This window comes from Aquimarina aggregata, from assembly GCF_001632745.1.
In the GTDB taxonomy this organism is placed as follows: Bacteria; Bacteroidota; Bacteroidia; order Flavobacteriales; family Flavobacteriaceae; genus Aquimarina; species Aquimarina aggregata.
The window spans coordinates 65,277-86,917 of the sequence record NZ_LQRT01000004.1 but is presented as its reverse complement, the minus strand read 5'-3'; the positions used below and the strand labels follow the sequence as shown (position 1 = coordinate 86,917).

17 protein-coding genes and 1 other RNA gene are annotated in these 21,641 nt (G+C 32.6%); 11 read left to right on the top strand and 7 right to left on the bottom strand.

Features of this window, described 5'->3' with window-relative positions:
• Positions 1-74: 74 nt before the first annotated feature.
• Together AWE51_RS07690 and AWE51_RS07685 are read right to left on the bottom strand one after the other, a co-directional pair.
• Positions 75-1,838, bottom strand: a complete 1,764-nt coding sequence (locus AWE51_RS07690) for a DEAD/DEAH box helicase (RefSeq protein ID WP_066311811.1) — start codon at positions 1,836-1,838, stop codon at positions 75-77.
• 255 nt (positions 1,839-2,093) lie between these two features.
• On the bottom strand, positions 2,094-3,143 hold the full coding sequence (locus AWE51_RS07685; protein WP_066311809.1) for a glutaminyl-peptide cyclotransferase: 1,050 nt from the start codon (positions 3,141-3,143) through the stop codon (positions 2,094-2,096).
• An 89-nt stretch (positions 3,144-3,232) separates the two neighbouring features.
• On the opposite strand from AWE51_RS07685, the gene ffs reads away from it, so the two are divergent.
• The 3 genes from ffs (at position 3,233) to fsa (ending at position 5,018) form a co-directional block, all read left to right on the top strand.
• An RNA gene (gene ffs, locus AWE51_RS07680) (signal recognition particle sRNA small type) lies at positions 3,233-3,331 on the top strand.
• A gap of 84 nt (positions 3,332-3,415) precedes the next feature.
• A complete protein-coding gene (locus AWE51_RS07675; RefSeq protein WP_066311806.1) occupies positions 3,416-4,237 on the top strand; it encodes an SDR family oxidoreductase in 822 nt (273 codons plus the stop codon).
• Positions 4,238-4,364: 127 nt separating this feature from the next.
• On the top strand, positions 4,365-5,018 hold the full coding sequence (fsa, locus tag AWE51_RS07670; RefSeq protein WP_066311804.1) for a fructose-6-phosphate aldolase: 654 nt from the start codon (positions 4,365-4,367) through the stop codon (positions 5,016-5,018).
• A 56-nt stretch (positions 5,019-5,074) separates the two neighbouring features.
• Here the strand turns inward: fsa and AWE51_RS07665 are convergent, their stop codons facing one another.
• Positions 5,075-6,553: a hypothetical protein gene (locus AWE51_RS07665; protein WP_066311803.1), complete on the bottom strand. Its 1,479-nt coding sequence runs from the start codon at positions 6,551-6,553 to the stop codon at positions 5,075-5,077.
• 246 nt (positions 6,554-6,799) lie between these two features.
• On the opposite strand from AWE51_RS07665, the gene AWE51_RS07660 reads away from it, so the two are divergent.
• From AWE51_RS07660 to AWE51_RS07650, 3 genes are all read left to right on the top strand, one after another.
• Positions 6,800-8,425 carry an ABC-F family ATP-binding cassette domain-containing protein gene (locus AWE51_RS07660; RefSeq protein ID WP_066311802.1) on the top strand — a complete coding sequence of 542 codons (1,626 nt, stop codon included), beginning with the start codon at positions 6,800-6,802 and terminating at the stop codon, positions 8,423-8,425.
• Positions 8,426-8,729: 304 nt separating this feature from the next.
• The gene (locus AWE51_RS07655) at positions 8,730-9,155 is read left to right on the top strand and encodes a hypothetical protein (RefSeq protein ID WP_066311800.1); all 426 of its coding nucleotides are present in this window, start codon (positions 8,730-8,732) and stop codon (positions 9,153-9,155) included.
• 22 nt (positions 9,156-9,177) lie between these two features.
• A complete protein-coding gene (locus tag AWE51_RS07650) occupies positions 9,178-12,696 on the top strand; it encodes a hypothetical protein (RefSeq protein WP_066311798.1) in 3,519 nt (1,172 codons plus the stop codon).
• Positions 12,697-12,754: 58 nt separating this feature from the next.
• On the opposite strand, the gene AWE51_RS07645 is transcribed toward AWE51_RS07650, so the two are convergent.
• Positions 12,755-13,354, bottom strand: a complete 600-nt coding sequence (locus AWE51_RS07645) for a TetR/AcrR family transcriptional regulator (RefSeq protein ID WP_066311796.1) — start codon at positions 13,352-13,354, stop codon at positions 12,755-12,757.
• Positions 13,355-13,636: 282 nt separating this feature from the next.
• On the opposite strand from AWE51_RS07645, the gene AWE51_RS07640 reads away from it, so the two are divergent.
• The 4 genes from AWE51_RS07640 (at position 13,637) to AWE51_RS07630 (ending at position 18,981) form a co-directional block, all read left to right on the top strand.
• A complete protein-coding gene (locus AWE51_RS07640; protein ID WP_066311795.1) occupies positions 13,637-15,190 on the top strand; it encodes a GMC oxidoreductase in 1,554 nt (517 codons plus the stop codon).
• 334 nt (positions 15,191-15,524) lie between these two features.
• Positions 15,525-15,695: a hypothetical protein gene (locus AWE51_RS26410; protein ID WP_157766038.1), complete on the top strand. Its 171-nt coding sequence runs from the start codon at positions 15,525-15,527 to the stop codon at positions 15,693-15,695.
• A gap of 62 nt (positions 15,696-15,757) precedes the next feature.
• Positions 15,758-18,103 (top strand): TonB-dependent receptor, encoded by a 2,346-nt coding sequence (locus AWE51_RS07635; RefSeq protein WP_082832355.1) that lies wholly within the window; start codon positions 15,758-15,760, stop codon positions 18,101-18,103.
• A 32-nt stretch (positions 18,104-18,135) separates the two neighbouring features.
• The gene (locus AWE51_RS07630) at positions 18,136-18,981 is read left to right on the top strand and encodes a DUF4249 domain-containing protein (RefSeq protein WP_066311793.1); all 846 of its coding nucleotides are present in this window, start codon (positions 18,136-18,138) and stop codon (positions 18,979-18,981) included.
• A gap of 84 nt (positions 18,982-19,065) precedes the next feature.
• On the opposite strand, the gene AWE51_RS07625 is transcribed toward AWE51_RS07630, so the two are convergent.
• Genes AWE51_RS07625 through AWE51_RS07615 form a run of 3 tightly spaced genes read right to left on the bottom strand, consistent with a single transcriptional unit; the run spans position 19,066 to position 20,247 of the window.
• Positions 19,066-19,266, bottom strand: a complete 201-nt coding sequence (locus tag AWE51_RS07625; RefSeq protein WP_066311790.1) for a hypothetical protein — start codon at positions 19,264-19,266, stop codon at positions 19,066-19,068.
• 4 nt (positions 19,267-19,270) lie between these two features.
• Positions 19,271-19,498, bottom strand: a complete 228-nt coding sequence (locus tag AWE51_RS07620) for a putative signal transducing protein (protein ID WP_066311788.1) — start codon at positions 19,496-19,498, stop codon at positions 19,271-19,273.
• 11 nt (positions 19,499-19,509) lie between these two features.
• Entirely contained in the window at positions 19,510-20,247 is a 738-nt protein-coding gene (locus AWE51_RS07615) for a hypothetical protein (protein WP_232517358.1), read from the bottom strand.
• 187 nt (positions 20,248-20,434) lie between these two features.
• Here AWE51_RS07615 and AWE51_RS07610 point away from each other — a divergent pair, with 187 nt between their 5' ends.
• Positions 20,435-21,295: a glycoside hydrolase family 16 protein gene (locus tag AWE51_RS07610; protein WP_066311785.1), complete on the top strand. Its 861-nt coding sequence runs from the start codon at positions 20,435-20,437 to the stop codon at positions 21,293-21,295.
• Positions 21,296-21,641: the final 346 nt, after the last annotated feature.

Genomic DNA, 21,641 nt, shown 5'->3' with positions numbered 1-21,641 from the left:
AGGACGTTCAATTACATATAAGATAACATAAAAATCACGCCAAAAATCATATTACTATGTTAATGTGATTAAATTTATCTTCGATCACTGCGTTTTCTTCTGTCTCTTCTTTGATTATCACCACTTTGACTATCGCTACCAAAACGTTTTTTACCTTTTGGTTTAAATCCATCACTTCTTCGTTTTCCTTTGTAGCCTCCGCCATCATTATCTCTACGGCGTCTTCCGCCACCACTACGTCTACCAGAATCTTTAGAAACTTCTACGTTTACTTTCCTTCCATCCATCTTGAAATCTTCAAAAACAGAAAGAACAGTCTCTTGTTGTTCTGAACTTGTATTAAAGAAAGAGAAATTTTCTTTGACATCTACACGACTTAAAGCATCGCGACCTAACCCTAGAGTTTCTTTAAGAAAATCTTTAAGAGTCATCCAATCAAAACCATCTTTTTCTCCAACATTTATAAAGTAACGTGTGCTTCCATCATCACTTCTAGATTCTCTATCTCTGTCATTAACAACATTTAAATCTCTAGACTTTTTATAGTAATTATGGAAACGAGAAAATTCTACAGAGAAGAACTTTTTAATTAACTCTTCTTTAGAAAACTCTTCTAAAACTTCATTTATAGAAGGAAGGTAACTATCAATTTCATGGTTTATTTCTGCTTTACCGATATCACTTGCAAGGTGAAATAGTTGCACTTGGCATATTTCTTCTCCACTTGGAATTTCTTTTTTCTCGAAACTCTTTTTTATAATACGTTCTACAGATTTAATTTTTCTAATTTCACTTTTAGAAACAATTACCATAGAAACACCGCTTTTACCAGCACGTCCAGTTCTTCCACTTCTATGAGTGTATGTTTCTATTTCGTCAGGTAATTGATAATTAATAACATGAGTTACATCATCAACATCAATTCCTCTTGCTGCAACATCTGTAGCAACTAACATTTGAATTTGACGATTTCTAAAACTTTTCATAACCAGATCTCGCTGATTCTGACTTAGATCACCATGAAGTGCTGCAGCATTATATCCATCTACAATAAGATTCTCGGCAACTTTTTGGGTATCGCGTTTCGTTCTACAAAACACAACAGAGAAGATGTCAGGATTTGCATCTGCAAGACGTTTTAAGGCAGCATAACGATCTCTAGAGTTAACTACATAATATTCGTGAGATACATTCTTAGATCCAGTATTTTTATGACCAACTGTAATTTCTACAGGATCATGCATAAAACGTTTAGCTATTGTAGATACTTCTCTAGGCATTGTGGCAGAAAATAACCAAGTACTTTTATCATCTGGGGTATGAGATAAAATAGCATTAATATCTTCATAAAATCCCATGTTAAGCATTTCATCTGCTTCATCAAGAATACAATAACCGATATTACTAATATCAACCAATTTACGATTGATCATATCTTGCATACGACCAGGAGTAGCAACTACTATTTGGGCTCCACGTTTGATTTGTTTAGCCTGATCAGTAATGCTAGCACCACCATAAATAGCTACAGTATTAAGTCCTGGAACAAATTTAGAGTAGTTTTTAAGTTCGTTTGTAATTTGTAAACAAAGTTCACGAGTAGGAGATAAAATCAATCCTTGTGTGATTCTGCTTTTACTATCTATTTTTTCAATTAATGGAAAACCAAAAGCAGCTGTTTTTCCCGTTCCGGTTTGCGCAAGAGCTACAATATCTGTATCTTGATCAAGTAAAATAGGAATTGCCTTTTCTTGCACCTCACTTGGGGTCTCAAACCCCATATCATTCACCGCCTTTATTATGGCTTCACCTAGGCCTAACTCTTCAAATTTGTTCATATAGCTAAAAATAAGCCGCAAAGGTACGGTTTATTATTTGTCTATTACAATAACGAGATACTTATTATAGTGTTGCATAATAAAAGTTTAGTTTCTTGTGTTGAGAAACAAAAAGATAGAGTGGTAGGGTTTAAATAGTGTGTTTTAGAATCAGATGTTATGAGTATACATTGTTTTATGCTTTTGCTTAACTAATAACCTTCGATAAGTTAAGAATACAAAATAAAACCTCTTTTTTAAATGTGAATTTTGATATTATTTAATGATTTCGATTTCAAAAAGTTTATCCCAATTTTTACCAGTCACAAACAGTTGTTTGGTTTCTGGTTTGTAAGCTATACCGTTTAAAACATCTAACTCTTGATGTTCTTTCACTTTTTTTCGTAATCCTGATAAATCAATAACAGCTTCTAAAGCTCCATTTTTAGGGTTAATAATTGCAATACCATCTTTTTGCCAAGTATTAGCGTATATTTTACCTTCAATCCATTCTAATTCATTAAACCTTGATTTTACACCTTTATTCGTTGTAACTTCAATGTATTCTTTTTCTGCTAGTGTTTGAGCGTCTAGAATCCATATTTTTTTTGTGCCATCGCTTTTGTAAATACGATTTCCATCATTACATAATCCCCATCCTTCTTTACTTTTGTTAAATGCAAAATCCCCAGTCTTTTTGAGAGTTGAAAGATCATAAATAAAACCTAGTTCTGATTGCCAGGTAAGTTGAAAAATTTTATCGTTTAAAATAGTGATACCTTCTGCAAAGTAAGAAGCATCGATATCTTTTTTCACCAATACTTCTCCTGTTTTATAGTTTACTTTTCTTAAAGATGAGACTCCTTTTTTTCCTGTGCTTTCATATAATGTATCTCCAGAAAATTCTAATCCTTGTGTAAAAGCTTTTGGGTCGTGCGGATATTCGGCTATGATCTTGTACGTATATAGTTTTGGAGATTTATTATTAAGGAAAGTAAGTTTTTTGGTTATAGTATCGATCTTTCCTTTATAAAATACATGCGCTTTTAAAATATGAGTACCTAATTTTTCAGTATCAATTTCTTCAGTATAGGTAAATCCTTCTTTCGACTTTACTTTTTTGTCATTAAACAGATAGGTTACCGAGTCAATTTCTATGTTTTGGGCATTTTTTATAGACGCTTTTACAGTCTCGCCTAGTTTAAAAATGACTTGATTATTCTCTGTAAGAATAGAAAAATACTTTTTTTTCTTATTCTGATTACTTCCACAAGAAAAAAAGAATAAACTTAATATAATGACGACGAATGAGTTACGGATGTTCATTGTAATGGTTAAATTTTAGACCAAGATATTTATTTTAATTGGGTTTAAAAAATCATTGTTTTATCTATTAAAGATCGTATCTTTGCACCCGGCAAGTCCTACACAACTAGCTCCTGTTGAATCCTCCAGGGCGGGAACGCAGCAAAGGTAGACGGTTGTAGCGGTGTGATGTAGGTAGCTTGCCTTTTTTTGTGCCTTGTTGTTAACAAAAATAAATTTCATTTCTTCTTTATAGTTGTCAGTTTTTTAATCCTAGTTGTATATTTGTCACCATGAGTATAGACAAAAATTCTACTGTTGTTTTAATTACAGGTGGTTCTTCAGGAATAGGAAAATCAATAGGTACATATCTCGTAGATAAAGGATTTATTGTTTACGGCACAAGTCGTAACCCTTCTAGATATTCCGATTTTAATATGTTTCCGTTATTATCATTAGATGTAGCAGATGTTGATAGCATTAAAGGAGCCGTTGATAGCATTGTTAAAAAACATGGTAGATTAGATGTTTTAATTAATAACGCTGGTGCTGGCATTACAGGGCCTATTGAAGAAATACCAGAAAACGAGATTTTGAAAAATTTTACTACAAATTATTTCGGACCTATTAATGTTACTAAAGCTGTTTTACCTATAATGCGAGAGAATAAAAAGGGCTTAGTCATAAATATTACCTCAATTGCCGGATATATGGGATTGCCATATCGCGGAATTTATAGCGCTTCTAAAGCTGCACTAGAAATTACAACAGAAGCATGGCGTATGGAATTGAAAAAGTTTAATATTGATATGACAAATATTGCTCCGGGAGATTTTGCCACGAATATAGCGGCTGGTCGATATCATGCACCGGTAATTAAGGACTCTCCATATGAAAAACCATATGGTGATACCTTAAAATTGATGGATGATCATGTGGATTTAGGAAATGATCCTTTAGAAATGGCAAAAGTAGTTTATAAAGTTATATATGCTAAAAAACCTAAAGTGCATTACAAAGTAGGTGCGTTTATGCAAAAATTTTCTATAGTTCTAAAACGTGTTTTACCAGATACGATGTATGAACGATTATTAATGAATCATTACAAATTATGATATAAATTGTTGTTAATACTAACAATCAAAAAAAAATAAAGAGTATTTAACAGTCCAAGAGTGTATACAAGACGAATATTTTTATATTCGCATTCTTTTAGAAAACTATTAAATTAAACACAACAACATGAAATTTTTTATTGATACCGCTAACCTTGATCAAATTAAAGAAGCGCAGGATTTAGGAGTCCTTGATGGAGTGACAACTAATCCTTCATTAATGGCAAAAGAAGGAATTACTGGTGCAGATAATATTATTAATCATTATAAGAAGATTTGTGATATTGTTACAGGTGATGTAAGTGCAGAAGTTATTGCAACGGATTATGAAGGAATTATTAAAGAAGGGGAGCAGTTAGCAAAACTTCATGATCAAATCATAGTAAAAGTTCCTATGATAAAAGATGGAGTAAAAGCAATCAAGTATTTTAGTGATAAAGGAATCAAAACTAACTGTACTTTAGTTTTTTCTGCCGGGCAAGCATTATTAGCAGCTAAAGCAGGTGCTACTTATGTATCTCCTTTTATAGGAAGGTTAGACGATATTTCTACAGATGGGTTAAATCTTATAGCAGAAATTAGATTGATTTACGATAATTACGGGTTTAATACTCAGATTTTGGCAGCTTCAGTAAGACATACAATGCACGTGATTGATTGTGCAAAAATTGGCGCAGATGTAATGACTGGTCCTCTTTCATCGATTGAAGGATTATTAAAACATCCACTTACAGATATAGGATTAGCAAAATTCCTTGCTGATTATAAAAAAGGAAATTAATTAGATAACTACTTATTACTTATTGGAGGTTATTAAGTATACCAACATTAAAAAAGCTACTTTCTATTTGAAGCGTAGCTTTTTTTGGCTTCAATAGTAGATAAACGGGTGGTATATTTTATCAATTGCTTTTCAAAAATAGAAGAAAATAAATTAGCATTTGAATTGATTATATTTCCGTAATTATCTACTAGAATCACTTTATTTCTATTAAAAATTACAAGTTCTTGCGAAGAGCACTTAGGATATTTAAATTCATATTCTTTACCAAGGTTATAATGATTACGCTTAATAGTTTTTAACCAATTTTTTGTTTGCTCATCATCTGTGTTTATAGCTATAAAATCAATATCTGGATATAAAGAACTAAGATAAGAAGCTTTTTTATGAGCTCTTGTATAATGATCCTTTCTATCCATCGACCAAAAATAAAGAGCCGTAATTGGTTTGCTAAATAAGGACGATAATTTTATGATTTCACCGTTTGAAGCAATAAGTTCTTGCTCTGGTAAAGAACGATTAGGCCTCAGTCTTGAAATAGATCGAGCAAGTTTCCTTAACTCTTGTTGTGAATCTTTATTAGTACTTACAGATAAGTAATGACGCAGCACTGTATTCGAATCTTTATTGTTTTTACTTCTTAATAAAAAGTTAGTGGTTACCCGTCGTAATAAGTTGTCCTTTATATAAGGATGTTGCACTATGCTATCTATAAGATTTAATTTATGAGTAACATTTCCAACGCGTCCTCGATATGTAATTTTAGTGCTATTAGAATATTCGGTAAGAGAAGAGTTAGTAAAGTAGTAATTAAGATACCTATTGTAAGAAAACAAATGTTTTAATTGTTCATCATTAAAATTAATGCTATTTCTGTAATTAAAAAAAGTTCGAGGTAGATCCTTTGTCGCGTCTAAGCCTCCAATACCATATCTGTTATGAAAATATAATTCATGTCTTGTATAATAATCAAAAACAATACATGCTTGAGCTACTTTTTTTGCCAAAGGCGTAAAATGATATTTATCTATAAACTGATCAAAAGCTTTTAATTTAGAAGAAAGTAAAGAGTCCTGGTTTTTTTGAAAATAAGAAGGTGCTAATTGAAGTTCAGATTTCTTTAATCTTTCACGTTCCATCTCATTTTGTAAATACATCTCTACAAGGAAATTATTTTTTCTAGCCCCGTCACCAGTAAAAACAAGAGATTCATCAAATTCGATAGTGTTTAGACGAACTAAAATACTATCACCTTTTTCTAATAAAACAATTTGATTTTCTGGCTTATGCTGAAAGAAATAAAGCCCTTCTTCTAGATTTTCAATTTTATGTAAAAACCTATTGTTTTTATCTAAAGGAATGGTGTCAATTAGACCGTTATCTTTTGATAATATTACATAATTAGTATTTGGATTTACAATTTCTCCGCCAAAATAAGTGTAACTCCTCTCATTTTTTTCTGGAGAACTACAACTACTTAAGCAATAGGATATCAAAGAAACCTTTGCAAGATATAATATTAAAGAAAAACGCATTTTGGGAGCTATAATTAACTTACAATTTTTCCAAAAGTAAAAGGAAACGAGTTTTACAATTGTTAATGCTACGTTAATTCTTTAATTATTAGCATATTATTTAGAATTGATATTCTTAATACATGAATAATTTCTACAGAATAAAAAGTTAGGTTTGCCCACCATTAAATTAATGATAGATTGTTTCTAGTTGTGGATCGATTTTTCTACTTTTGCCGCAAATTCAAATTTTACAATTTTCTTATCATGCTATCAGTTTCAAATCTTTCGGTTCAATTTGGTAAACGAATACTTTTCGATGAAGTAAATACATCTTTTACACAAGGCAATTGCTATGGTATTATCGGGGCCAATGGTGCAGGTAAATCTACTTTCCTAAAAATATTATCCGGAGCGCTAGAACCTACTTCAGGTCATGTGCACTTAGAACCAGGAAAAAGAATGTCTGTTTTAGAACAAAATCATTATGCTTATGATGAGTATACTGTTTTAGAAGCTGTTATAATGGGAAATAAGCCTTTATATAAGATCAAAACAGAAATTGATGCGTTATATGCTGATTATACAGATGAAAATGCAGAGAAAATAGGAGAGCTTCAGGTTCAATTTGAAGAAATGAATGGTTGGAATGCCGACAGTGATGCTGCTACAATGTTATCTAACCTAGGTATCAAAGAAGATTTACATTATACACAAATGTCTGACTTGGATACTAAACAACGTGTACGAGTGTTAATTGCACAATGTTTGTTTGGAAAACCAGACGTTTTGATAATGGATGAGCCTACAAATGATCTTGATTATGAAACTATTTCTTGGCTAGAACATTTTTTGGCAAATTATGATAATACGGTAATAGTAGTATCTCACGATCGTCACTTCTTAGATGCTGTTTGTACTCATATTTCTGATATTGATTTTAGTAAGATTAACCAGTATAGTGGTAACTATACGTTTTGGTATGAATCTTCTCAATTAGCAGCCAGACAAAGAGCACAACAAAACAAGAAAGCAGAAGAAAAGAAAAAAGAATTACAAGAGTTTATCGCAAGATTTAGTGCAAACGTAGCAAAATCCAAACAAGCTACATCTCGTAAGAAGATGATTGAAAAACTAAATATTGAAGATATCAAACCGTCAAGCAGACGTTATCCTGCTATAATATTTGAAAGAGATAGAGAAGCTGGAGATCAAATTCTAAATGTTGAAAATTTAGCAGCCAGTGTAGAAGGAGAAGTTCTTTTTAAAGGGATTGATATAAATCTTAATAAAGGAGATAAAGTAGTCGTATTTTCAAAGGACTCCAGAGCTACTACAGCGTTTTATCAAATAGTAAATGATAATCAAAAAGCAGATGAAGGTAAGTTTTCGTGGGGTATAACTACAACACAATCTTATTTACCTTCTGACAACAGTAGCTTTTTTAAAAATGATTTAACTCTCGTTGATTGGTTACGTCAATGGGCGACTACAGAAGAAGAAAGAGAAGAAGTTTTTATTAGAGGTTTTCTTGGTAAAATGATTTTTAGTGGAGAAGAAGCTTTGAAAAAATCGAATGTACTATCAGGAGGAGAAAAAGTACGTTGTATGTTGTCTAAGATGATGATGACTAGAGCAAATGTGGTAATGCTGGATGAACCTACAAATCATTTAGATTTAGAGTCGATTACAGCTTTTAATAATTCTCTTAAAAAGTTTAAAGGAACGGTGTTGTTTACAACTCATGATCATGAGTTTGCTCAGACTGTAGGAAATCGTGTTATTGAATTAACCCCGAACGGAGTAATAGATCGATACACAACTTTTGACGAGTATATGAGCGACCCTAAAGTTAAAGAACTACGCGAAAAAATGTATGCTGTTAATGCATAATAGCATTTAATTAGAGATTGTATTTCTTCTTAAAAATTAAAAAATAACGTTTACCTCAAGGTAGACGTTATTTTTTTTAGGTATATAAAAATTGATAAAAACAGAACAATTGTTTTTGTTTTGTTAAATAGGTTTAGAAAGTATTGAGTTCTCTAAAAATAAAGCTAATTTAGAGCTAGTTATACAATGATATTATAGTAATAAAAAGTATAATCTAGTTACTTAAAACCCTCTCCAAAATAAAATAATAACAGTCAACAATCATTTAGATTAAACTTTAAATTAACCTAGTAAAGTACTAATCATGTTGTCAAAAATAATTACGGTTAGTTTTTTCCTGAGTCTGACCATTTTTTCATTTGCTCAATGCAAATCGGGTAAAAACACCGCACTTCAAAATAAAATAGTCACACAGCCTAATAATCCAATGGCAAACCAAAATATTACATCAAAGTTTAATAGTGATAAGTCAATGGAGCTCTATCTTAAAAAGAATATAAGAAGAGCGGATCCAGCAATACATTTCGAATATACGGTGTATGATGTGAAGACTAGAAAGGTTATAAAGAAAGGCACTTTTAGAGGCGCTAGAATAGAGTGGAATGATAAGATGTCTTTAAAACTAATAGCCTACGTAGGAATGGAGCAAAAACCAACTTCAGAAAACCCTGAAGAAGCCCTTCTTAATCAATCTCCAGCAAGAATAACAATTGTCAAATTACACAAATAACAACTATTAAATTTACTAACTTATGACACACAAATTTTATTGTAAGAAGCTACTTCTTTTGGCTATGATGCTGGTGATTTATTCTGCCTGCACTACAAAAAAAGAACAAAAAATCACAACTTCAGAAGTTGTTGATAATACCAAAAAAGAAAAGGTAGAAAAAGAGTATACCAAAAAGAAGGGAATAGAGGTCATGGCTGGATACATAGCCGATCTTTTAAAACCTATAGGAGCAGAGAAATCTACGTATAAAGATGGATTTTTGATGACAGAGCATCAAAAAGCAATGAAAAATAGATTTACATCTAAAAGTTCTAGTATTATTAAGTGGAAAGAGAGAGGTCCTGTAAATGTACCAGGTAGAATACGTGGTATTGTAGTGGCTCCTGATGATAATGATAAATGGTATGCAGGAACTGTAGGTGGCGGTCTTTGGGTAACCGAAGATGCTGGAATTACCTGGGAAAATCTAACAGATTTTAAAGTGCCTAGTTTATCTACATCAACCGTAGCAGTAAGTCCAAGTGATCCCAGAACACTATATGTTGGTACTGGAGAACCTTTTGGTAACCTCGATGCTATAGGTGGATTAGGAGTGCTTAAAACTACAAATGGTGGACGTAGCTGGGAGTATTTGAATAATACAAAAGATTTCGGCGGAGTAGGTAGACTTGCATTAAATCCTGCAGATGAAAATAACCTAATTGTAGCCAGCTCTAACGGAATTTATGTTACTACAGATGGAGGTGACACTTGGCAAAATACTTACACAGGTGGTAACGTTCAAGATTTAAATTTTGACCCTACAAACTTTAATACTTTATATGGTGGTGTAAATAGTGTAGGGGTTATAAAAAGTGTAGATGGTGGTTTAACATGGGATTTAGTACTTAATAAGGATGATTATAATCCGGCGCATGCTCGTTTTGAGTTAGATGTGTCTCCTGCAAATCCAAATAAAGTATTCATTTCAGTATACACACCAAATAGAAACGCCTCAGGAGATTTTCCTGCTACGGCTGCAACTACAGCTGTAAATACAGATTTGTATGTTACAAATGACGCAGGTGAAACATTTACACTTCTTGGATTTAAAGGAGAACCAGCAGCAGGAAACTTGGTTACAGGTCAAGGATGGTATGATAATCTTGTTATGGCGCATCCTTTTAATGAAAATGTATTCTATGTAGGTGGAGTAGTAGTATATAGAGTCGAGCTAAGTAAAGGAGGCAAAAAAACAAAAGGAAGACCTCAAGATTATACATTTACACCAATTGCTGCAGGATATAATAACGAACTAAATAATTATGTTCATGTAGATCAACATGGTTTAACATGGACAGCACAACCTGCAGAAAAAAGATTTAAGCTTATTTTGGCTAACGATGGAGGGGTCTACCATACCGATTACCTTGCTGATCCTGGAACAACTTTTAATGATTGGTCTCAAGCTGCGGTAGGACTTAATTGTTCTCAGTTTTATGGTGCTGATAAGCAAAATGGATCAGAAGACTATATGGCAGGAGCACAAGATAACGGAACATGGATATCGGCGACCGATCAAGGAGCAGATGATGAAACTGCTTATCGATTTATAATAGGAGGTGATGGTTTTGAGGTATTATGGAACTATAATGATCCGCAAAAATATATTGGTGGTTCCCAATATAATAATTTTGTTCGTTTCGAAAATGGACGAGGATTTAGTGCCAGACATGGAGAATCAGGAAACGGAACGTCTCCATTTTATTCAAAAATAGTAAATGCAAATAATAATCCTGATGTTATTTTTAGTCCGGCGATTAGTGGTATATGGCGATCAGTTAATTTTGGAGAGTCATGGGAGTTAACTCCATTACCAAATAACTTTTCTGTTGGAGCTTCAAGTGCTTTGGATGTATCTGTATCTACTGCAAATCCAGATGTAGTATGGGCAGGAAATGCAATGACAGAAACTGGTAGCTTTACACTACATGTTTCAGGAGATAACGGAGAAACATATACACCTGTAACTACATTCTCAGATCCAAGAGATGGTGTTGGGCATAATTACTTTATTGCAGGATTAGAAACGTCCCCTACAAATGAAAATAGAGCATACGCGCTGTTTTCTGGTCAAGGAGCTGCAAAAGTTTTAAAAACAAATGATTTAGGACAAACCTGGGAAGATATATCAGGCTTTAGTTTAGGCGAGGATAGAGGTTTTCCTGATGTGGCTATTCATAGTTTAGTTGAAATGCCATTTGATGAAAATAGAATTTGGGTAGGAACCGATATCGGAGTTTTTCAAACTTTAGATGGAGGTAAAAATTGGTCTTTATTAGCCGGATTACCTGCATTTTCTGTTTGGCAAATGAAAATAGTAAATAATGAAGTTGTAATGGCTACCCACGGAAGAGGTGTATGGACAGCTACACTAGACGAACTAGAAGGTTATGAACCACCTACATACTTTGGTCCTCCTGCAATTGTAAATGTATCTCAAAGCTCTGTAGAGAACAAAAATGGTACAGTTACGTATGTTCAAAACAATGCAGATGTGCAAGCCATAGTTGTGTACTTAGATGGAGTAGAAGTAGCTCAAATAACAGATAATATCGTGCAAGGAGAAACATTTTCTTATACCATTGAAAATATTTCAGAAGGACCACATACTGTAGGGTTACAAGCTGTAGATAGTCAACAAAATGCGACAGTAATTTCTTCAAAAGCATTTGATATTATCGAGTTTAAAGCAGCAGAAGAAGTAGTGTCTATCGAAACATTTAAAGATGAAGACGTATACTCTTTTGGTGGAGAATTTGTTGTTAATACTGTTGATGAAACAGTAAGCCAGCCTGTACTTAATAATACAGGTCACCCTTATTTGAACAATTCAGAGTATAGAGCAGTATTAAAACACCCGATTATAGTTTCTACAGATAATGCTAATTTTAGATATGAAGATGTTGCAATTACCGAATTTGATCCAAGACCAGGTAGATTTTTTGATTTTGTAGCAATTGAAGCATCCAGCGACTTGTTAGATTGGAAACGATTAGATACTTATGATGGAGAACGTTTTACAGAATGGATAGATGTTGTCAATTCTGGACCTACACCTTCAATCAATGATGAATTATTTAAAGAACAAACAATCAATTTATTAGATTTCTTTAATGAAGGAGAAGTGATAGCCATACGTTTTAGATTAGTCTCTGATCCATTAGTTAGCTCTTTTGGTTGGGCAATTAAATCGATTAATGCTGGAGAACAAGGCAGTGCCGAAGAAGAGATCGTAACATTAGATAGACTAGATGGACCTCGTTTATTTCCAACAGTCTCTACAGGAAATGTTTTTATCTCTTCAAAAACACCAATTAAAAATAGTGTTATTGAAATATATGGTTTAAATGGTGTACTCGCACATACACAAAACTTAGGGACGTTAAGTCCATCAAAAAAAGCACTTGCATTAAATGATCTCAGGTCTGGGATTTATTTGGTTAAGGTTTTTGGGGATAATGTACTTACGCAACCTTCCAGAATTATTATTAGATAATTAGTTATTCGTGTAATTTACAATGACAAACCTATAAACATCAAGTTTATAGGTTTGTTTATTTCATAAGCCCTTCGAACTTTAAAAACATATAATCTCTAACGGTTGTTTCTAATGTTTTTTGTGTTTGTACGAAAAAAGTATCGTCTGTTATTAATTGCATAATAAAGTACTCATCTAGTTTGGCAAGTAATTCTACCGATATCGATTTAAATACACCGCTTTGAATACCATAAGTGTAAAGTTGCTTTAAATCTTCCAGAAGACCAGATAAAAAATCTTCAATGATTTTCCATGCAGTAGGGTAGTGTTGTTTTAATTCTTTGAGATAAAATGATGAGATATCCTTAGCTCCTTCAGCAAGGATTTTAGCAAGGGTTTCATAATGATAGTCTAGCTTTAAGATTTCTCCAGTAATTTCTGTTTTATATACGTTTAAATTATCAACTCTTACTTGTGTGATGTATTCAAAAATTTCTTCTTTAGTAGTAAAGTATTGATAAATAGTAGATTTACTTTTGTTCATTAACAAGGCAAGATCGTCCATAGTTAAACTTCCGAGCTCTTGGTTTTTTAATTTTGGCAATAGTGCCAATGTCCATTGTTCTACTTTTTTATTTTTTTCCTTTCGGTTTCTATCAATAGATTTTCTCCCCATTTTTGGTAAATTAACAAAATCAAACTATATTTGAATTCATAGTTCGATTTTAAATAGTTAAGCTAGATTTTATTTACATAAAAGATCGAGCAGTTTTGCTAAAATATAGAGGAAAGGTGGCTTTGCCAACTATAGCCTTATTTTTTATACTCCTTTTGGAATATATGGGGTTGAATTACGAAAATAAAAATCGATAACGACTAGTTTTAATATCAAAGACTCTAGTATTAGAATTGTTTTATTTCGTTGTTGTTTCTCAAAAACCAATAGTAAAGTAGTGTTATGAATGTAGAGAAAGAATATGATTATATCATTATTGGTAGTGGTTTTGGAGGTTCTGTTAGTGCGCTTAGACTTTCAGAAAAAGGATATAAGGTTTTAGTCATAGAAAAAGGAAAATGGTATACGTCTAAAGATTTCCCTAAATCTAATTGGAATCTTAAAAAATGGTTATGGATACCTTTTCTTAATTGGTTTGGGATCATGAAAATGACTTTCTTTAAACATGTTGTTGTCGCCTCAGGAACAGGAGTCGGAGGAGGGTCATTGGTATATGCAAATACATTACCTGTACCTAAAAGAGAATTTTTTACCTCGGGTAGCTGGTCAAATCTTGAAGATTGGCAAACTTTACTACAACCGTATTATGATACAGCTTTGCGTATGTTGGGGGCTCAAAAGAATCCAAAACTTTTTGATGGTGACGATGCGCTTCATGAATTAGCAAAAGAAATGAATATCAAAAAGAACTTTGAAGAGACAGATGTTGCAGTTTTTTTTGGTACACCTAATGTTACAGTTCCTGATCCTTATTTTAAAGGAAAAGGTCCCGATCGTACTGGTTGTAATTATTGCGGAGGATGTATGACTGGATGTAGGTTTGGTGCAAAAAATACATTAGACAAAAATTATTTGTACTTGGCACAACAATTGGGAGCAGAAATTCTTGCAGAGCATGAAGTGGTTGACGTATTACCGACTAAGAAAGGATATGAAGTAAAATTTAAATCTTCTACAACGTTTTTTAAAGTAAAAAAAACGATTCAGACAAAAGGGGTTGTTTTTTCTGGGGGAGTGTTAGGCACCGTAAAATTATTGTTAAAGCTAAAGAAAAAGTCCTTACCGAAAATTTCGGATCGTTTAGGGCACGATATCCGAACTAATAACGAAAGTTTAATTAGTGTAACTAATCTGGACGGTACAAAGAACTTGTCACAAGGAATCGCAATTGGTTCTATCTTAAAAACAGATAAGAATAGTCATTTAGAAATTGTGCGTTATGCCAAAGGTTCTGGATTTTGGAGATTATCACATTTGCCATTAACTCATGGTAAAAACAGTATAATTAGAGTTGTAAAAATGTTAACTAGTTTTGTGAAACACCCTTTGGCATACATCAAATTATACACTGTAAAAGATTGGGGTAAAAGCACGGTAGTTTTGCTTTTTATGCAAACACTAGACAGTACGCTTACCTTTACTAGAAATAGTTTTGGGATGATGAATACCAAAATTGCAGATGGAAAAAAACCATCAGCATTTATCCCGCAATCATTAGATTTAGCAAAAAGATATGCTAAACTAATTAAAGGAAAAGAAACAGTATTTGCATTAGAACCATTAGCAGGAATACCTTCTACAGCCCATATTCTAGGGGGAGCAGTTATGGGACCGGATACGTCTAATGGTGTTATCGATAAAAATAATAGAGTTTTCGGATATCAAGATATGTATATTTGTGACGGTTCGATGATATCTGCTAATCCTGGGGTAAATCCTTCACTTTCTATAACCGCTATTTCTGAGCATGCAATGAGTTTAATACCAGATAAATAAGTGTGTATCTTTTTACGGTAAAATTTTCTTTTCAAATAATTAATAGAATATCAATTGCAACTTTCTAAATCTACAAAAGTCTTTTTTGATGGTAAAATTATCGTCTTATTGAGTATAGATTTCATATAACCTGATTTGCCTGTTTAATTTATTTACAAAAAAAGGTAGGGTATTTTTCTATTTCTTTGTTTTAGGCGTATAGGTAGTTTAACGTACCAAAGAAGATTGATATGAATTATTAGATATTATCTTTAAAATGTATTACTGCCTTTGTATGAATTTGATTAACAACAAAAAATAAAACGCTATTTATTTTTTAAAATTAACAACGCTTATGAATGTGCAAAGTCAATTTAAACCGGATTACGCTTTAATTAATTTTTTTTCAGGTCGAGCAACAAGAGATGAAGAAAAACTTGTTCAAAATTGGATTTCTCAGAATCCAGAAAACACCTCATACTATTATAAAATACAACGCCTATGGTTTCAAAGGATAGTACTTTAACAACCACTATATAGTAGCTCATACCATACACCTCTAGTAGATAACCAATAAATCTAAAAAAATTGAAAACAAAACAAGTAGTACTTGTCTTTTTGGGACTATTACTATGCTTTTTCTCTGGGCATAGTCAAGAAAAAACAGCAAAACAAGCCTCTAAAAAATATACCATTAGTGGCTATATTAAAGAGAGTGGTAGTCAAGAATCTCTTCCTACAGTGTCAATCTATATTCCTGAAAAAGGAGTAGGAACAACCACCAATGATTATGGTTTTTATTCGCTAACCATTCCAGAAGGTACACATGAGTTAATTATTTCATTTATAGGGTATAATACCATTAAAAAAGTGATTGACCTTAGTGCAAATACCTCTCTTAATTTTGATATGAGTTTGGGAACAGAAAGCCTTGATGAAGTTATTATTAATTCGGATAGAGGGGTCAATGAGAGTCAGGTCACACAGATGAGTGTTGTATCTATTAAACCTTCAGAAATTGAAGATATTCCGGCTATTTTAGGAGAAAAAGATGTGATCAAAGCTTTACAATTATTACCAGGTATTCAACGTGGTAATGAGGGAAGCGCAGGATTCTTTGTTCGTGGTGGTACACCAGATCAAAACTTGATTATCTTAGATGAGGCTCCTGTATATAATTCAAACCATTTATTTGGTATTTTTTCTGTTTTTAACGGAGATGCAATAAAATCTATAGATACCTATAAAGGCGGGTTTCCGGCACGGTTTGGCGGGAGATTGTCTTCGGTACTTAAAATAGATACTAAAAATGGTAATAAAGAACGATTAAGTGGTAAGGTAAATATCGGCCTAATTTCAAGTTCTTTATTACTAGAAGGACCGATTAATAAAGGTAAAACTTCATTTATTTTTAGCGGTAGACGTACCTACGCAGATGTACTTACTAGACCTTTTCAGCCTTCAGATTTTAGAGCAGGGTATTACTTCATGGATCTTAATTTTAAAATACATCACGTGTTTAACGAAAAAAATAAACTGTATTGGAGTAATTATTTTGGACAAGATAAATTTAGTGCAGTTGATAAATTTGAAGGTGATGATTTTAGAACCAAATTAGGTTGGGGGAATATAACATCTACATTACGCTGGAATCATCAATTTAGTGATAAGTTCTTTTCTAATACGTCCCTTATTTTTAGTAATTATAATTTTGGAATTAAAGTAGAAGAAAAATTTAATGATGAAGTTTTTGATTTAAAAACCAGCTCTGGTATTAATGATTATGGTATCAAAGCTGATTTTGATTATTATCCAAGTCCATCACACTCTATACGTTTTGGATTGGCGTCTACCTATCATAATTTTAAACCAAAACAATCAAAAATTAATCAGACAGGAGAAGATAAAGTAGATATTACTCAAAATATAGAGTCTTTAGAAAGTGCTTTGTATGCAGAAGATGACTGGAAAATCACAAAAACATTAAGTCTATCACCAGGATTACGATTAACACATTTTCAATTTAAATCTACAGATTATCTTAACTTAGAGCCACGGGCTACTATCTCATGGAATGTGAAACCTGACTTAGCTGTTAAAGCTTCATACTCTAAGATGAATCAGTATATTCATTTATTATCTAATTCTGGGATAGGATTGCCAACAGATCTTTGGGTATCGTCCACAGACAGATTAAAACCTCAGGTGTCAGAGCAGTATGCTTTTGGAGTAGCCAAAGACTTTTTGGATAGTGGTTATGCAATTACTTTTGAAGGATATTATAAAAAAATGGATGATGTGATCTCGTATAAAGAAGGTGCTTCGTTTTTGCTGTTAGAAGATTTAGAAACAGGAAACGAGATCGATTGGGAAGAAAATATTACCACTGGTCAAGGTTGGGCTTATGGTGCAGAAATTTTATTGCGAAAAAAAACCGGTAAGCTTACAGGTTGGTTAGGATATACATTGTCGTGGTCAGAACGACAGTTTGATGAACTAAATAGAGGAAGAAAATTCTTTTCTAAATACGATAGAAGACACGATTTATCTTTAGTAGGGATATATAAGCCACACGATCGTATTACTTTATCAGGAACTTGGATATATTCTACCGGGAATAATTTTAATCTTTTAGATAAGACCTCGGTGTCTAGCGCAGATAATTTTCCTGTTAGTACAGCTAGTCTTTTTGGTGGTGGTAATGCTTTTAGTACAGAGAGAAATAATTTTAGAGGAGAGAGCTATCATCGATTAGATTTAGGAGTGCAATTTCATAAGAAATTTGCTAAAAACAGAGAGCGTACATGGGGTTTCTCCGTATATAATATCTACGGAAGAAAGAATCCTTTTTTCTACTATTTTGATAATTCACAATTAAAAAAGGTATCGATATTACAATTTATACCGGCCTTTAATTACACTTATAAATTTTAAATAACCTTAGCTTAATTAGAAAACGTTTAATCATGAAATATTTTCAATATATAACACTTGTACTAGTAAGCATATTTTTGCAAAGCTGTGAGACCAGTGTCGATGCTAGTGGATTGTTAAACCAAGAACAATTAGTAGTCATTAATGGATTTTTATCTCCACAAGACACAACATTAAAAATACGTGTATCCAAATCACGATCAAAAGCGAGTACAGATACCTCTAGTTTATTAATTACAGATGCTACAGTTACGATTACAGATGAAACTGATAATGAAGTTATGCTAACCTATAATGCAACAACCTCTAATTATGAAGCACCTGCAACCGATTTACCAATTATGCCAGGCAAAAAGTATTTCTTAAAAGTAATGGCAGAGGGTGAAGAGTATAAATCCTCATGTACTATTCCATTAGAACGAGTAACTAGGGTAGAACAAGAAATTAAACTAGAAACAAGAGATGACTTTTTTGGAAATCGAGAAATGAAATTGACTGTAGAAGATATTAAAGATGTAAGTAATTATTATATTGTAGGTGCTGTTGTTACAGGTAGATTTCCTGGAGGAGGGGATACAGATGTATCTGTAGATTTTGAATTTAATAAATTTGTAACAGACACTAATCGAGAAAATACGGTTGTAAATGCTGATGGATTCTTTTTCCTTTCTGAAGATACAGAAATTACCAAAATAGTTATTCGAGTAGCGAATAATGAAAAGTTACTATACGATTCGCTTAGAGCAGAGTTTTTTAATAAAGAAAATGAAGATAATCCTTTTATAGAGCCAGTCATTTCACCTACCAATATCGAAGGTAAAAATGGATTTGGTGTTTTTGGAGGATATCAATTTGTAGAATTTGAAATCACACCATAAAAAACACAATACATATTTGAATTGCCATAACATACCATTAAACCTTACAAAAATATGTATGGGTTTGATGGTTTTGTTTTAATATTACTTTTTAGAAGAATTCTGAAAATGACGAAAAATAAGATATCCGCCATAAAGCATAAATGCAATAATAAAAATAGGTTTATAACCCCATTCGAAACTATTTTGTGTGGTATTATAAAGGCGTAAACCTCCAAACAACACTAGCATTATACCAATGATAAAATCCCAGTTTTTGCGATGTGATTTGTGGTTCTCATCCATAAGATTAAGATAAACTTTTTTCGATAATAGGTAATGCTTCTTGTGTATCTGTTTTTTTTACAAAAAGTTGCACGTGATCAGGAATACCGCCACCAAAACCTGCCATCATACCTGATTTCATATCATCTCTTGTGACAGAATTGATACCGCTATCTTGTAACATGTTTTGCAAAAATTGAATAGTAATTAAACTACCGGTATATACTCTTTCATATTCACTTTCGGGGAACATAGATATTATTTTTATGCATTAAAATATTTACTATTCCAGATGGCTGTATTAAAGTTTTTACCAAGTGCAAATCCGTAAAACAATACTACGGCTGCTACAGATTTAAACATAAAGAAAAAAATCATGATAAAAGTTGAAGTATCACTGGTTTTACTAAACATTCCATTAGGAACCATAAAAGTAAGTAAAAGACTTACTAAAAAAGTAAGAATAAGTAAGTTTTCGAAACTTTTAAAAAACCACATCATCATTTTGCGTAACGGATGTAAATCGTTGCCCCATTTATGAACCAGATAAAAATAATCGTTTCCCATAGGAGCAAAGAGTAGGGGGTCATCTGCATTTTCTAACTTGAATAATTTAGAAGGTGCGATAATTTTAAAACCTCGAAGTTCGGTTTCATGTTTTTTTTCTAAATCTTTAATCGCAAAAATGGCCTCATTAGGTAATTTTCCTTTAAAATATTTAGAATCCAAAAATCGCAAGCGATAATCGATACATATTTTTTTAATTTGATCAATATGATAAATTCTAGATGTTTCTAGCTGGTCAAAATCAAAAGTATTACTTGTTTCTTTGGTTAGCGTATCTAGATTTTTATGGATTTGATCTTCGTGTTGTTTTTCTGCATTAAAAATATTCTGGACTTGCTGTCTCCAGGTAGAAAGGTCAGCATTTTTGGCACGTAATAGATTTAACTTTTTTTCGATGTTTGTTCTGGGCAGTAGCATTATTGTAGTCTTTTTCATTAGCCTTACTAAAGTAAGGATTTAGCATTAGCTTTAAAAATATAACGATAGTTAATACGTTGTAGTATAGCGTTTTTAACGCTTGTTGAAGTTTGGGTATCGTAAAACATTGAGACTGTAATTTGAGTTAATATTTAAGTTTTATGTATATTTCCGTGTAAACTATATGAGAATAAAAATGACAAAAATGCACATTAGAATAGGGGCACTAAGCATATTAAGTATTTTACTTTTTAGCTGTAGTAGTAGTGATGACCCGGAAACCGAACAAGTAAACCCACCAGACCCAGATCCTGACCCAGTAAAAGAATGGAGTTTAGTTTGGGAAGATAATTTTGATACAGATTTAAGTGCCTGGAACGCTTGGGATAGTGGCGCTTTTAATGAAGAAGTACAATTATATACACCAAGTCAATTGGTACTAGAAAATGGAGTTTTATCGGTTAATGTAGAACGAAAAGAAGTTACAGGAGCGACCATTCCTGGCAGTATGGATCAAAAAATGTTTCCGTATACATCAGGAAGGATAGAAACAAAAACAACCTATGGCCCTTCTAGTGCAGCTGGTGAACAAGAATATCGTTTTATGGCTCGCATTCAATTACCAGCGGGAGCAGGAATGTGGCCTGCGTTTTGGTCTTTTGGAGATCCATGGCCTACCAAAGGAGAAATTGATATTCTAGAAGCAAGAGGTAATGAACCTAATCAGTTTCAGTCTAATGTTTTTTATGGTACTACTGCCGGAACTGCAACCAGTTTTAATAACGAAGAGATATATACCAATCTGGACGATCTAACCGCTGATTTTCATACGTATGAGCTTATTTGGGCTAAAGACAAGCTAACTATCTTATTAGATGATGTAGTAAAAGCTACATACACAACCATTAGAAATCATAATATATCTGATTTGTTTGATAACAAGCATAAAATCACTTTAAACGTTGCCGTAGGCGGGATTTTCTTTCCTCCTGGTGATAGAGACATTACAGCATATGCTGATACAGCAGTGATGAAAGTAGATTGGGTAAAGGTGTATAAGCGATAAGTTTGTACTACTCTATTATACTTAAAAATATAACTATATAGAACGAAAAACACGGAGGTATAATCTGTGTTTTTTGTGGTTTTACCCAGTACTCTAGTTTTTAGACTTTACCTACTCAATTTTAAGCTTAACAAGCTTAACTTTAGACTTATTTAAATGAGTGATGGACCTTTTTGACCTTCTGTTGGGCTATTCTGACGAAAATTTGAGCATCATTGACCTAAAATTGAGAGAAGAAGGTCGAAATTTCAACACATCTTCTTAAAAATTCGACGTTGACTCTTAGATTTTGAGTCTATCGAGTTAAAAATAGTACCTTTTAAGTTAAACGGAAGGCCTTTTTGGC